Origin of the sequence: Skermanella mucosa, assembly GCF_016765655.2 — a bacterium.
Lineage (GTDB): Bacteria > Pseudomonadota > Alphaproteobacteria > Azospirillales > Azospirillaceae > Skermanella > Skermanella mucosa.
In genome coordinates this window covers 25,803-38,673 of the sequence record NZ_CP086109.1, presented here as the reverse complement: position 1 = coordinate 38,673, position 12,871 = coordinate 25,803, and the positions used below count along the sequence as shown (strand labels likewise).

Annotated in this window: 14 protein-coding genes; 5 read left to right on the top strand and 9 right to left on the bottom strand. The window is 67.5% G+C overall.

Features of this window, described 5'->3' with window-relative positions:
* Positions 1 to 121: 121 nt before the first annotated feature.
* A complete protein-coding gene (locus JL100_RS35015) occupies positions 122 to 685 on the top strand; it encodes a hypothetical protein (RefSeq protein WP_202684593.1) in 564 nt (187 codons plus the stop codon).
* Positions 686 to 736: 51 nt separating this feature from the next.
* On the opposite strand, the gene JL100_RS35010 is transcribed toward JL100_RS35015, so the two are convergent.
* The 7 genes from JL100_RS35010 to JL100_RS34980 form a co-directional block, all read right to left on the bottom strand.
* Positions 737 to 1,111, bottom strand: a complete 375-nt coding sequence (locus JL100_RS35010) for a type II toxin-antitoxin system VapC family toxin (RefSeq protein WP_202684592.1) — start codon at positions 1,109 to 1,111, stop codon at positions 737 to 739.
* A complete protein-coding gene (locus JL100_RS35005; protein WP_323378648.1) occupies positions 1,108 to 1,350 on the bottom strand; it encodes a type II toxin-antitoxin system Phd/YefM family antitoxin in 243 nt (80 codons plus the stop codon). Before JL100_RS35005 ends, JL100_RS35010 begins: the two co-directional genes overlap by 4 nt.
* 90 nt (positions 1,351 to 1,440) lie before the next feature.
* A complete protein-coding gene (locus JL100_RS35000) occupies positions 1,441 to 2,364 on the bottom strand; it encodes an SDR family NAD(P)-dependent oxidoreductase (protein ID WP_202684591.1) in 924 nt (307 codons plus the stop codon).
* Between the two features lie 80 nt (positions 2,365 to 2,444).
* Positions 2,445 to 2,960: a Mut7-C RNAse domain-containing protein gene (locus JL100_RS34995; RefSeq protein ID WP_202684590.1), complete on the bottom strand. Its 516-nt coding sequence runs from the start codon at positions 2,958 to 2,960 to the stop codon at positions 2,445 to 2,447.
* A 79-nt stretch (positions 2,961 to 3,039) separates the two neighbouring features.
* Positions 3,040 to 4,290, bottom strand: a complete 1,251-nt coding sequence (locus tag JL100_RS34990; RefSeq protein WP_202684589.1) for a cytochrome P450 — start codon at positions 4,288 to 4,290, stop codon at positions 3,040 to 3,042.
* Positions 4,287 to 5,789, bottom strand: a complete 1,503-nt coding sequence (locus JL100_RS34985) for a Dyp-type peroxidase (RefSeq protein ID WP_202684588.1) — start codon at positions 5,787 to 5,789, stop codon at positions 4,287 to 4,289. The genes JL100_RS34990 and JL100_RS34985 overlap by 4 nt, the downstream gene beginning before the upstream one ends.
* Positions 5,771 to 7,447, bottom strand: a complete 1,677-nt coding sequence (locus JL100_RS34980) for a hypothetical protein (protein ID WP_202684587.1) — start codon at positions 7,445 to 7,447, stop codon at positions 5,771 to 5,773. The genes JL100_RS34985 and JL100_RS34980 overlap by 19 nt, the downstream gene beginning before the upstream one ends.
* A 310-nt stretch (positions 7,448 to 7,757) precedes the next feature.
* Between JL100_RS34980 and JL100_RS34975 the strand changes: the two genes are divergently transcribed.
* Positions 7,758 to 7,874 (top strand): type II toxin-antitoxin system ParD family antitoxin, encoded by a 117-nt coding sequence (locus JL100_RS34975; RefSeq protein WP_202684586.1) that lies wholly within the window; start codon positions 7,758 to 7,760, stop codon positions 7,872 to 7,874.
* A gap of 494 nt (positions 7,875 to 8,368) precedes the next feature.
* On the opposite strand, the gene JL100_RS34970 is transcribed toward JL100_RS34975, so the two are convergent.
* Together JL100_RS34970 and JL100_RS34965 are read right to left on the bottom strand one after the other, a co-directional pair.
* On the bottom strand, positions 8,369 to 9,835 hold the full coding sequence (locus JL100_RS34970; RefSeq protein WP_202684585.1) for an NCS1 family nucleobase:cation symporter-1: 1,467 nt from the start codon (positions 9,833 to 9,835) through the stop codon (positions 8,369 to 8,371).
* 10 nt (positions 9,836 to 9,845) lie between these two features.
* Positions 9,846 to 11,105: an allantoate amidohydrolase gene (locus JL100_RS34965; RefSeq protein WP_202684584.1), complete on the bottom strand. Its 1,260-nt coding sequence runs from the start codon at positions 11,103 to 11,105 to the stop codon at positions 9,846 to 9,848.
* A 164-nt stretch (positions 11,106 to 11,269) separates the two neighbouring features.
* Between JL100_RS34965 and JL100_RS34960 the strand changes: the two genes are divergently transcribed.
* From JL100_RS34960 to JL100_RS34950, 3 genes are all read left to right on the top strand, one after another.
* Positions 11,270 to 12,187 (top strand): LysR substrate-binding domain-containing protein, encoded by a 918-nt coding sequence (locus JL100_RS34960; protein ID WP_202684583.1) that lies wholly within the window; start codon positions 11,270 to 11,272, stop codon positions 12,185 to 12,187.
* Positions 12,188 to 12,251: 64 nt separating this feature from the next.
* Complete coding sequence (locus JL100_RS34955; protein ID WP_202684582.1) at positions 12,252 to 12,413, top strand: hypothetical protein; 162 nt, start codon at positions 12,252 to 12,254, stop codon at positions 12,411 to 12,413.
* A 285-nt stretch (positions 12,414 to 12,698) separates the two neighbouring features.
* Entirely contained in the window at positions 12,699 to 12,839 is a 141-nt protein-coding gene (locus JL100_RS34950; protein ID WP_202684581.1) for a hypothetical protein, read from the top strand.
* The last annotated feature ends 32 nt before the right edge of the window (positions 12,840 to 12,871 follow it).

Below are 12,871 nucleotides of genomic sequence, written 5' to 3'. Positions count from 1 at the left end.
CATGTCGGTCAGGGCTAATGTTCATGAAACTCATAGTAGAAAAACTATTCAGCCTTCGGGATCCGTCAACGCCTGGATCATTTCGGCGGTTGCCGGGCCTCTGCTCATCCTTTTGATCGTTATGGGGCAAACCACTCTCGGGCACCGCGAGCTTTTCAACGATCCTGCCGACAGCATGGGCTTCCATCCGTTCCTGGGAATGGTCTCCATGCTGGGGCTGTTCGGCTGGGCCGCCGCCGCCGGCATCGCCTTCCTGACCTATGCGGTGACTCGCTTCCACGAGACGGTCCAGATGCGGCGGTTCTGGCTGGCGGCGGGGCTGCTCACGGCCCTGCTACTGCTGGACGATGCCTTCATGCTCCACGAGGAGATACTGCCGGTCGGGCTCGGAATCCGGGAGCGGTACGTCAAGCTTGGCTATATCGCCGTCGCGGCGGCCTTCGGCCTGGGTTTCCTAAAGGTGCTGGCCGAAAACAATCTCCGCCTCGTGGTCGCCGCCGGGAGCTTCTTCGCCCTGAGCTTCCTGTGCGATACGCCGTTCCTGATGCAGCCCTTGGGCCTGTGGGAGAGCGATACGGTGGTCTACCTGATCGAGGACGGCGCGAAATTCGTCGGCATCAGCCTGTGGATGGCCTATGTCGCGAAGACGGCGGCCGACAGCCTGGGGCGGCTGCTGCCGCGGTGATGTTCCTGACTGGAGTCTGTGCTGGGCTGGTCATTTCGCAGCGGGACGCCGTTACCAGAGCATGGGCGCGCCGTATCGCGCGACGGCGGGATCGCCGCTGACCATGACGAGGCCATCGGCCAAGGCCTGCGCCACCAGCATTCGGTCGAACGGGTCGCGGTGAAGGGCCGGCAAGGTTTCCAGGGTCTTGAGATGGGGAAGGCCGATCGCCAACAGGCCGAAGCCTTCTTCGGAAATCGTCTTTTCGAGATCTTCCGGGAATTCCAGCTTTCCAAGAGCCCTCTTGATGATGATTTCCCAAAGCGAGGCGATGCTGACCAGGATCTCGTTGGATCGGTCCGCGATGGCTGGGCGCGCCCGGTCGGATAGTTCGGGCGCGTCGTCCAGCCACCAGATCAGCGCGTGCGTGTCGAGAAGAAGCCTCACTCGGCCTTACCTTCGAAAGCGTCGATGAGGTCGTCCGGCGTGCTGTCGAAGTCCGGGGCCATCCGCAACCGGCCACGCAACCGCCCCGGCCGCCGCGGCTCCTGCGATGCGTGTATCGGAACCAGTTTGACCAGCGGCCTTCCGTCCCGCGCGATGATCACTTCCTCGCCCGCCAGCGCAAGCTCCACCAATCGAGACAGCGTGGTCTTCGCTTCGTGCATATTGATGGTAGCCGACACCGGATGATCCTTCTAGCTAGGTTAGCTAAGAGGAGTATCGTCCGTCCGCGCTTTCCGGTCAAGCCCGGCGGGGAGCCGGGTCCTCCCGCTTCAGCTGCGGTAACGCCGGTCGCGCCCATGATTCCGGAACTCCGACCGGCCGATCGCGGCGGCGGCGACCAGGGCGGCGAGCGCCAGCCCGGTTCCCACCATCGCCAGGGAGCCGTTCCCCTGGTTCGACCGGGCGGACCTGGGCTCGCTCATCCTGCGGTGGACACCGGCCAGCATCGGGTCGGACATCAGGTTGGTGGCGGCGCCCTGCAGCTTGGTCTTGATGCCGGCGGAGATCACGTGATGGCGGTCGGCCATCAGCGCCTCGAAGCCCTGGCGGGCGACTTCGGCGGGATCGTCCTTGGGTCCGTCGCCCACCGGCGTGCCCTTCATGCCGGCGCGGTCGAAGAAATCCGTGTCGGTCGGGCCGGGCATCAGGGCGGTGACGGTGATCCCCTTGGGCGCCAACTCGTTCCGCAGGGCCTCGGCGAAGGACCGGATGAACATCTTCGACGCGGAATAGACGGTCTCGAACGGACCCGGCATCAGGCCGGAGATCGATCCTGTGAAGAGGATCCTGCCGCTGCCGCGCGCCACCATGTCCCGGACGATCAGCTTGGACAGGTGCACCTGGCTGCGGACATTGAGGTCGATCAGCCTGAGCTCCGCGTCCAGGTCGGTCCGGCTGAAGTCGCCGCCCCCGACGCCCACGCCGGCATTGGCGCAGAACACGTCCACGGGGCGGCCGAGGTCGCGGACGCTGCGGTGGAACCGCTCGACCCCATCGGCATCGGACAGGTCGGCCGCCACGGCCAGGACCTCCCGGCCGGTTTCCCGGCGGAGCAGGGCGGCGGCACCTTCGAGCTTCGCGGCGTCCTGTCCGCCGATCACGAGATCGTAGCCATGGCGGGCGAACTGCCGGGCCAGTTCCAGGCCGATGCCGCTGGAACCGCCGGTCACGACGGCGAGCTGCTGCACACTCATTCACTGTCTCCTGGGGCTCCTTCGGGAGCGCCGTTCCGGTCAAAGCAGTTCCAACAGCGGCCGGGGGGCACGGTTCCGACCTATGGGTTCCCTCGCGGCGCGTCCCGGGCGCTCGCCCGGGCGAACTCCCGCAGGGTGGCGCGGATGCGGCGCTCGTGGCTGCCGGGCCAGTAGAGCCGGTCGCAGCCGGCGCAGTGCCGGATCGGCAGGCCGGACGCGCGGACATTGGCCGGCGCCCGATCGGCGCGTCCCGGCGGTGCCGGCCCCAGTTCGGTGTTGCAGACCATGCAGCGCGTCAGCGGATCGGCCAGCCAGTCCACCCCGAGCCTCCGGCCCAGGTGGAGCGCCTGTTCGCGGACGGTATCGCCCCGCACCAGCACGACGACATCGGCGGCGCGCCGCCGCTGCAGGATCGCCCGGTCGCGGGTCAGGAATTTCCGGCCCTCGGACAGCGCCAGGTCGAGCAGCGCTCCGTCCGCCCCGCCGGTCTCGGCGATCGCCGTGTCGTAGCCGGCGCCCCGCAGCCACCGGCCCAGCCCATGGAGCATCTCGTCGCACAGGAAGCGCATGCCGCGATCCGGGATCCCTCCGTCCACTCCAAACCTCACCGCTCGGTAGACACGAGATGGTGAGGATTCTCGGGCCGGCCAGATCGGAGCGCCGGTCGGGCGCTGATTATGCCTCGTAGACCACCCAAAGCCGCTCGGCGAAGGGACCGCGCTTGGTCAGGTGGCCCTCGGGTCCCGGAGCGCGCCTCAGCCGGTTCCGCCGGAGCAGCGGCTTCAGCATCAGGGGCAGGAGCACCCGGTTCATGTGGATGCCGAAACAGGTGTGCAGGCCGTGGCCGAAATGGATGTATTCGTGCTGCATCCGGCGCGGATCGAACCGTCCGGGATCGGGGACCCGGCGCCCGTCGTGCATCGCGGAGCGGAACGCCGCCAGCACGGTGGCTCCCTTGGGAACCAGCGTTTCGCGCGGGGTCCCGACGGCGATGCGGTGGTCGCGCGCGGCGACCCGGGGCAGGGCGGGGGCGAGCGGGTCGAACCGCATCGCCTCGAACACATAGCCGGCGAGGAGCGCGTCGTCGCCCGACCGCGCCGCCGCCTGCGCTCCCATCAGGGCGTCGGGGCGGCGCAGGAGCTGCTCCATCGCCTGCGGCACCACCATGGGCGGCTGCGGCGGTCCGCCGACGATCATGCCCATCAGCGCGGTGCGGATCTGCTCGTCGGAGAAACCGGGCTCGCCCTGGCGCTGCAAGGCGAGGCAGCGGCCGAGCACGTCGTCGCCCTCGAAGTCGCTGCCGGTGGTGTTCGATCCGCGGCGGGCGGCGATCAGTCGGTCGATATGGTCGCGGAGCGCCGGCGCCATCCGGTCCACGTCGGCGCGGAGCGCCGGGTCGTCGCCCGGGTCGGCGAACTGGAACTCGAACAGGCGTGTCGCCCAGACCCGCAGGTCCGCGCCGTGCGGGTCGGGAACGCCGAGATAATCCGACAGCACCGTGAAGGTGACCCGCCGCACCAGCTCGTCGACGACCTCCAATCGGCCGCCGGCCTGCTCCACGATCTCCTCGGCCAGCGCCTCGACCGCGCCGGCCAGGCGCACCGGGATGTCCTCCCGCAGGATGGCTTTGCGCATCGCGGCGGTGTCGCGCCGGTATTCCGGCGTGTCCGCCATGCCGAGGAAGAACGGGCATCCGCCCATGATGACGTCGAGCTTGGCCCGGTAGGGAACGGGGAAGGCGTCGTCCGTCAGGAAGACCTCCCGCACGTCGTCGTAGCGGGTGACCAGCACCGTGCCGCCGACCTTCAGGATCGGCTTCACCGTGCGCAGCAGCCCGAAGGCGAGATCCACGTGGTCGAAGGCCCAGGCCCTCAGCCGCGTCCCGATGCCGTCGGGCAGGGGCCGCAATACCTGTTCCGCGGTCATGTCAGGTCCGCCATGAACTTGAGCGCGGGAAGGCTGGGCAGGAAGAAATAGTCGCCGCCGACCATCTTCACGTAGGTCTCGACCTCGACCTTCAAGCGGACCGGATCCTTGGGTATCGTGAACGGACCCTTGGGGCCGAGCAGCGGGTCGGTCTCGCCGTAGAGGCCGGCGAAGTTCCGGTTGAGCAGCCAGGTCTGCTGGATGAACTCGAACTGCCGGACGATGTCGGTGTTCAGGCACATGAACAGCAGGCCGCGCTCCTTGCGGTCGTCCTCCAGCCGATTCTGTATGGTCTCGCCGTATTTCCGGCCGCGGCGCAGGATGCGGTGGTTGTTGGCCGCATTGAGCAGGGCGCTGCGGTCGGCTTCGGTCGCGGCCAGGCCGTCCCGCGGGTTCGCCCGTCGGACATGGGAGCCGAGCGGACAGCCGAGGCCATGGAAATCCTCCCGGAAGAAGCCGACGTCGTTGGCCGGCTGCCCGTCCACCGCCGCATGGACGCCGGCCGGGCAGAGCAGGTCGCCGTCGTGCTCCCGTCCGACGATCCGGTCAGCCAGCCAGTCCGCGTCGATGCCGGGACAGCCCAGCGACCGGGCCGCGGCGTCCAGCGAGTTCCAGAAGGCGGCGACATCCTGACGCAGTTCGCGCACGACCAGGTAGGAGCCGTCGGCGCCGAGATCGAGGAAGCCTTCGGGCGCGCCGTCGGGCTTGAGGTCCGGGTGCCTCGCCGCGATGTCGGCCGGCCGCTGGACGATCGGGGCGGGTGCCGCCTCGTCATGGGCGTTGGTATAGCCCATCAGCACCTCGCCCATCGGCACCCCGTGCCACGGGTCCCTGGCGGCGTGCCCGCCGGCGGGGTCGGCGGTAGACGGGCCGGCCAGATAGGGGACCGGCTGGGAGAAGCCGTCGGCGAAGCCGAAATGCTCCCGCGCCCTGCCGTCTGGGTCGATCCGCAGGGACAGGTCCAGGTGCCGCACGAGCGACACCCCTTCCGGCTCCAGCGCTTCCATGACCTGGTTGCACCAGTCGGCCAGGTCGGTCTCGTCCACCGCGTAGAGGAGGAGAAGGACATCGGCCGCCTGCGGCGTGGCCGAGGCATCGCCGCTCCAGAGCGGGCCGCCGGGGATGACGGTGCCGTTCTTCTCCTCGTCCCCCAGCCGCCGGCGCCGGTCAGGCTGGTGCATTCCCTCCCGGAAGGGCAGGGCGAAGGCCGATAGATCCGCCGTGTCCGTGAGACCGAGCCGCTTCAGCCCGGCGCAGGTGAACGCGATGGCGGTGGACCGGTTCAGCCGGCCGGTGGCGGCAGTCACGGGGGCCACCTTTTCCAACGCCTTCAGCCAACCGCCGCCCGGCCGGTCCAGCTTCAGGAACAGCGCCCTGGTCACCGGCAGATGGGCGAAACCGCTGACCACCAGCCCCTGGATGCGGCCGAGCTGTCGTGGCGAGAGGCCCCACTTCCCGTCCGTGCGGACGTCGTCCCCGATCACAAGTCCCTGGTCCATGCTATGGCCTCCTCCGGCGAGAGCGTCGGCTGCCGCAATCCGCTGGCGACGCGGGCATGGCGCTCGATCTGGTTGACGGTGTAGTCGCGGTAGGCGCTGAACCAGAACAGGGTCGTCGCCATGGAATGGCGAGCCCAGTTCTTGAACTTCCGGCCGTGGGTCGCCCCTTCGAGGCTCAGGAACCGGGCCGGGGGAAAGCCCACGCAATTGCCCCAGGCGAGCGTCAGGCCGCCATGGGCCTTCTCGATGAAGTCGTCGAGGTAGCTTTCCCAGCTTCCGTCGAAATTGCTGAAGAACATCAGGCGGCTGCCGTTGCCCACCATGGCCCAGTGGGCGAAATGGATCGTCCGCATGCTGCCGAGATAGCCGCTGGTGGCCACCACGCGGAGGATCAGCGCCAGGCCGGCCAGCCCGGCCCGGATCAGCACGGCGCGCAGCAGGCCGGGCTTGACCAGCACCATGCTGCCCATGTGGTTCTGGGCGATGAAGTCCTCCCGCCGCATCATGTCCTGGAGCCGTTCGGGCCGCACTTCCGGCTCGTCGTGGCTGGGGTCGCGGTCCTCCAGCCGGCGCAGCCAGAGCAGGATGGCGCAGAGCGAGAAGGGCACGCTCGACAGCCCCAGGGCGAAGACGCGCGCGGCCGCGGCGGCCGTCTCGCCGAACGGAGCGGGGATCAGGGGGGCGATGACGGCGCCGAAGACGATCGCCGCAAGGGCCACGTAGACCGCCAGGAACAGGGCGGCGGCGACGGCCATCAGGACGGAGCCCACGGCGGACCCCGCGGACTTCGCGGCGTCCCTGGCGAAGGCATCGCGCATCCGGGGCGGCGGTCCCGATACCGGCGCCGGCTCCGATCCCGAGAATTGGCGGAACAGGTCGGGCAGGTCCTTGATCAGGCGACCGGTAGCCAAGGCGGCGAGAAGCGAAACGATGACCACGAGCCAGCCGTTCGGCACGACCAGGGCCAGCAGCACGCCCGGGAAGGACAGCACGAGGAGCGCCGCCATGACGAACCCGGCCAGCTTCGCCAGATCGGCCAGGCGCTCGCGCCCGGGGATGCGGACGGGTTCCGGCTCGCCCAGCCAGTCGAAGCTCCCGCGCAGGGACGACCGCAGGGTCCGATGCAGGGTGACGGCGTCGGTGGATCGGTACTGCGCGCCGTTACCCAGTTTCTCCTGCGTCGCGAAGAAAAGCTTGGCCTCCCGGTCGATCCGGCGGCGGTCGAGGCCCCGGTTGCCCTGGTGGAAGATCATCGGCATCACGGTGTGCGCCTCCAGGAACGGCGCCAGCGGATGCTTCGAGCCCGGCCGGGTGATCAGGTCGAAGGCCTCGCCGGTCCGGCCCGCGGGCCGCTCGCAGTAGCGGAGGATTTCGCGAAGCCGGGGACCGATCGCCGCCTCCAGCTGCGCCCAGAAAGGACCCTGCGGCCCGTCGAAATTCGCCTCGATCACCAGCACGGGATCGAAATGGTCGTCTTCGAACACCGAGATGGACATGAAGTGCAGCGTGGGGACGAGGCTCCTCAGCCGGCTGTAGGAGCCGGTGTAGGGAGGCGGCGGGTTCTCTTCCTCGTGCTTGAGCTGCTCGATGAGTTCCCGCAGAGTAGAAAGCCCTTTGGATTGCGCTTCAAGCACGACGCTCAAGACTGTTTGAGACATATCGCTCCTCACGACAGTGAAGAACGCCGGAAATGACCCCGCCGACGTTTTCATTTGAAACAAGAATGTTGTGTTGATCCTTTATCGCATAGAAAATTATTTAACGACAATCTCTATTCAGGGGGCGTGCAGAAAGAGAATGTGTGATCTGCTTCACAGGTGAGCACACCAGAGTGGTTCTTGAACGTGCTTCTTGATCCCGGACGCCGGCGAGCTTATTGCGCCAGGGTGGCTCCGCTTCACGGGGCATGGTGCCCTGCCCGCTGCCCTGGCAGCATTTTTTGATACCATTGTTTGACAGGATCCGGGCATGAGCGGTCGCAACGTTTCCCTTACTCCCCGTCTCGACCGTTTCGTGGATAGTCAGGTGGAGACAGGCCTGCACCGGAACGCCAGCGAAGTGGTCCGCGAGGCCCTCCGCAGGTAGGAGGAGGAAATCGCCGCCGAACGCCAGTTGCTCGATGTGCTCGGCAGCATGATCGAGCGCAGCGATGCCAATATGGCGGCATGCCGGTATGAGGAAGCCGGTACCGACGAGCGCGCGAGCGCCCGGCTGAAAGCGGAGTGGCTGAACGCCGGAAGTTCCGCTTCGACTCCCAGCGCTCAGACGCATCGTCCGATCGCTCCCTTAGGGCTTTGCCCGATCAGGTCGATCCGCCCGGGACAGCCGGACCGATGCGTTGGGCCACGGCCCAACCTATGATCGACGGCCCGCATCACCTCTGTCCTGCATCAAACCTCAGGTTGGGCCGTGGCCCAACGCATGGCAGCGAATGGAGCGGCAGGCTGAATGGAACGGTGCGGTTCAACTTGGTCGGAAACCGCTCTAGACGTCGTCCGCTCCCAGTGACCCGGTCCGTCCCACGCAGCCCGCCGGCCCAAGCGGGACCGGCGGGACGCATCGGGACCGAACGCAGGCGATCAGGGCGCCGGGGCGGAGGAGACGAAAGGCACCACCGATCCCTTGCGCATCAGGGCGTAGTGGAAGGACCCGCCCAGGATCGCGCCGATGATCCAGGTGAAGCCTGACAGGCTCTCCAGACCCGGCGTCCAGACCGAGGCGACGGAGAAGACCGAGGCGATCGCGAAGGAGACCATGGCTTTGCGGTTCCAGCCCTCGTTGAAGTAGTAGGTCGTCCCCGGTTCGGCGGAGAACAGGTGCTGGACGTTGAGCCGCTGCTTCTGGACCAGGTAGTAGTCCGCAATCATGATCCCGTAGAGCGGGGCGAGCACCGCGCCCAGGGTATCGACGAAGGCGGCGATGCCGATCGCGCTGATGACCGACACCCACAGGGCGCCGATGAAGAAGGCGATCACAGCGGTGATGATGCCGCCGGTGCGGGCGCTGATCCGGGACGGCGCCAGGTTGGCGATGTCGTAGGCCGGCGGGATGAAGTTGGCGACCAGGTTGATGCCGACGGTGGCCGCGAAGAAGGTCAGGGCGGCCACGACGGTCAGGAACAGGTTGTCGACGCGGGCGACGATGTCGGCCGGGTTGGTCAGGGTTTCACCGAACACCACCACCGTTCCGGCGGTGATGAAGAGGGCGATGAAGGAGAAGAAGGCGAGGCCGATCGGCAGGCCGATCAGGTTGCCTTTCTTCATCTCGGCCTCGTTCTTCGAGAACCGGGCGAAGTCGCCGAAATTGATGATCACCGCGGCGAAGTAGGCGATCATGGTGCCGACGACCGCCATGAAGGCCGCGAACGTCCCGCCCGCGTAGTCGCCCCGGCCGCTGAAGATGTTACCCAGCTCGGTCAGCAGCCCGCCGCCGGCCTGGTACCAGATCGCCAGCATCAGGGCGATCATCACGGCATAGACCAGCGGGCCGGCCCAGTTCAGGAACTTGGTGATCCAGTCGATGCCTTTCAGGAACAGCGCGAGCTGGAAGGTCCAGACGATGACGTAGGAGATCCAGCCGACCAGGGTCATGCCGAGAAACTCCGGCGCGCCGGAGACGCCGAACAGCGAGTTGATCAGCAGGGCCACCGCGGTCGAGGCGAAATAGGTCTGGACCCCGTACCAGAAGATCGCGACGATGCCCCGGACCAGCGCCGGGAAGTTGGCGCCGCGGACGCCCATGCTGGCGCGCGCCATGACCGGGTAGGGGATGCCGTACCGAACGCTCGGCTTGCCCGACAGGTTGACCAGGAACATCACGATGACGCCGGCCAGCACGATCGCGGCGAAGACCGTCCAGCCGTTGAGCCCGTAGGAGATGAAGAGCGTCGCCGCGAGCGTGTAGCCGAACAGGCTCTGGATGTCGTTGGACCAGACATTGAAGATCTCGAACCAGCCCCATTTCCTCTTCTCGAAGGGCAGGGGCGCCAGATCGTCGTTGTGAAGGGACGGGTCGATCCGCTTGATCGCCAGATCGTCGGTGGGCATGGCTTCCTCCTCAGTCGATGGTTTTTCTTGTTTCCAAGGTCTCCAGGAACGTCAACAGCACGCGGACGGCGGTATCGGCGTCCGCCTCGGCGATGGCTTCGGCCGGGTTGTGGCTGATGCCGCCGGCGCAGCGCACGAACAGCATCGCGATGTCCGTCAGGCCGGCGAGGGCGGAGGCGTCGTGGCCGGCCCCGCTGGGCAGGCGGAGCGGTTCGATCCCGTTGGCGGCGACGGCGGCCGCCAGCCGGTCCATCAGCCAGGGCGCACATTTCCGGGCCGTTTCCTCGTAGGTCCGCCGGGCCGTGGCCCGGACCGCCCGGCGCGACGCGATGGCTTCCATTTCGGCCATGATGTCGGCGATCGCCGTAGTCCGCTGCCCGTCGTCGGGGGAGCGCATGTCGATGGTGAAGCGGACGGCGCCGGGGACCACGTTGGTCGCCCCGGCGGGGACCTCCAGCTTGCCGATGGTCCCGACCAGCTCCGGCACCGAAGCCGCCCGCCGCTCGACCGCCAGGACCATCTCGGCCGCCGCGGCCAGGGCGTCGCGGCGGAGCGCCATGGGGACGGTGCCGGCGTGCCCGGCCTCTCCGGTCACCTCGACCAGGAAACGGCTGGCGCCGTTGATCGCGGTGACGATACCGACCGGCAGATCCTCCCGTTCGAGCACCGGACCCTGCTCGATGTGGAGTTCGACATAGCCCAGGACTTCGCCCGGCCGGCGGGCGGCGGCCGGTATCCCCTCGGGTATGCAGCCGAAGGCGAGGAGGGCTTCGCGGACCGTGACGCCGTCGTCGTCGCGGGCGTCCAGCATGGCGGGATCGACGGTGCCGGCGATCGTCCTGCTGCCCAGCAGGGTCACCGGGAAACGGACGCCTTCCTCGTCGCCGAAGGCCAGAACCTCGATGGGGAAGGGCAGGCGCCTGGCCCGGCGGTGGAGCTCCGCGACCGCCTGGATCGCGGCGACCACGCCGAGGCTGCCGTCGTATTTTCCGGCGTTCCGGACGGTGTCGATGTGGGAGCCGATCAGCAGCGCCTGCCGGCACTCCCCCGTGCCGTCGTACCGGCCGACGACCGTGCCGGCCGCATCGACATGGACCGCCATGCCGGCGGCTTCCATCCACAGTTTGACCTGGAGGGCGGCGGCCTTGTGCTCGGGCGTCAGGAAGAGGCGGGTCAGCGTGCCCTCCTCCTGGGAAAACCGGGCCAGACGGTCGAGGCGCCGCATCACCTCCGCCCCCGGGCGCACATCCTGGTCTGCCAGACTGATCATGAGAAGCCTCCTTCGCGCCTGCTTCACGCGGCGTCGGGCTATCGTTTTCTCCCCGTGGGAAACATCTTCGACCCTTCCGATCGTGACGTCCAATATGTCGTTTGACTGGATTGATATGAAGAACCTATGATTCTCCGACGTCACCGCCGTCGGGCAGGGTCGTCATGGAACTCCGGCATCTCCGCTACTTCGTCGTCGTCGCCGAAGAACTCAGCTTCACCGCGGCGGCCCTGCGCCTGCACATTTCCCAGCCGCCCCTGAGCCAGCAGATCCGCGACCTGGAGACCGAGGTCGGGACCGAACTGCTGAGGCGGACCAGCAGGCGTGTGGAATTGACTCCGGCCGGCATGGCTTTCCTTCGACACGCCCGGGCCGTGCTGGAGCAGGTCGCCCAGGCCGCCGAGCAGGCGCGGGCGATCGGGCGGGGCCTGACGGGAAAGCTGGATATCGGAATGACCGGATCGGTGCTGCTGGGGCCGCTGGCGCAGCTGGTCGCCCATTATGCCGCGGCCTATCCCCAAGTGGCCGTCCGGCTGCACGAGATGCCGCCCATGGACCAGATCGCGGCGCTCCACGACCGCCGGACCGACGTGAGCTTCCTGCGCTGCCCCGCCGCCGATAGGGACCTGAAGACGGAATTCGCCTGGAGCGAACGGACGGTGGTGGCGCTGCCGGAAGGGCATCCGCTGTCCGGCCGCGGGAGCGTGATGCTGGCGGACCTGCGGGGCGAAACCTTCGTATCGCTGCGCCTGCGGGATTCACCCTTCGCGCAGTATCTCGCCGATTGCTGCGTCCAGGCGGGATTCATGCCGCGCATCTCGCAGGAGGTTTTCGAGGCCTATTCGCTGACCAGCCTGGTCGCGGCGGGCCTGGGCGTGGCGCTGGTTCCCGAGACCGTGCGAAACCTCGCGCGCAGCGGCATCGTCTACCTGCCCCTGGCCGACCCGTGTCCCGTCGCCGACGTGATGATCGTGTACCGCGAGGACGGGGACGCCGTCGTCGCGCGGTTCCTCCGGTCGGCGAGGGCTTTCCTGGAGGGTGGGGGAGTCGACCCGCCCCGACGGTTCGTGGAAGAGGCTTGACCAACTTGACCAACTAAATGCAGGCATCGCAGAGTTGGCCAAGCCGGAAGGAAGGGAAATATCGATGGAACCTGTAAACCTGTACGAGCCCGAGGCGGACCTGGACCAGCCCAGATTGCCGGTCGGCTCGCTCGGCGTATCCTACATAGCGCCGGATTTCGACGAGCCCGATCCCGAGGTCGGCACGCTTTTCGAAGTCGGTGCACTTCTCGAAATCGGCCATTGACGGACCTGCTGTTCGATCCCCGCGTCTTGCTAAAATGGAACGGCGGGGCGGATGAGGCTGATAATTGTCGCCACTCGATGCCCGAAACGCATAATCAAGATTATGGAAATAACTTGCGGTATATAACGCGGCCGGAACCCGGCTCCGAAACAATTGAAACATCAAATCGAAGGGCCGGACGTCCGGGTGAAACACCGGTCCGATAACCTCCGGTTTGACGGTCGCGGGACCCTCGCGACTTTCCCCCGCGCCGTCCGCCAGCAATCCAGCCGGGAGCGACATGACATGCCTGGAGAAACCGCACTTTGGCGCGACATGGCGAGCATCGCCAAGGACTGGGCCCGGTGGTCGCCGGCCGAGAAGCTGGCTGCGGCGGCAGCCGGCCTGGCGACGGTATCGGTCATCGTCTTCAGATCGGCGCTCTGAAGACGGAGACCCGGCGGACGGAAAGATCAGCC

Coding starts and splice junctions, on each gene's coding strand:
- JL100_RS35015 (WP_202684593.1), top strand. CDS start 122: ATGGGGCAAACCACTCTCGGGCACCGCGAGCTTTTCAACGATCCTGCC.
- JL100_RS35000 (WP_202684591.1), bottom strand. CDS start 2,364: ATGAGTGTGCAGCAGCTCGCCGTCGTGACCGGCGGTTCCAGCGGCATC.
- JL100_RS34990 (WP_202684589.1), bottom strand. CDS start 4,290: ATGACCGCGGAACAGGTATTGCGGCCCCTGCCCGACGGCATCGGGACG.
- JL100_RS34985 (WP_202684588.1), bottom strand. CDS start 5,789: ATGGACCAGGGACTTGTGATCGGGGACGACGTCCGCACGGACGGGAAG.
- JL100_RS34980 (WP_202684587.1), bottom strand. CDS start 7,447: ATGTCTCAAACAGTCTTGAGCGTCGTGCTTGAAGCGCAATCCAAAGGG.
- JL100_RS34975 (WP_202684586.1), top strand. CDS start 7,758: ATGAGCGGTCGCAACGTTTCCCTTACTCCCCGTCTCGACCGTTTCGTG.
- JL100_RS34970 (WP_202684585.1), bottom strand. CDS start 9,835: ATGCCCACCGACGATCTGGCGATCAAGCGGATCGACCCGTCCCTTCAC.
- JL100_RS34965 (WP_202684584.1), bottom strand. CDS start 11,105: ATGATCAGTCTGGCAGACCAGGATGTGCGCCCGGGGGCGGAGGTGATG.
- JL100_RS34960 (WP_202684583.1), top strand. CDS start 11,270: ATGGAACTCCGGCATCTCCGCTACTTCGTCGTCGTCGCCGAAGAACTC.
- JL100_RS34955 (WP_202684582.1), top strand. CDS start 12,252: ATGGAACCTGTAAACCTGTACGAGCCCGAGGCGGACCTGGACCAGCCC.
- JL100_RS34950 (WP_202684581.1), top strand. CDS start 12,699: ATGCCTGGAGAAACCGCACTTTGGCGCGACATGGCGAGCATCGCCAAG.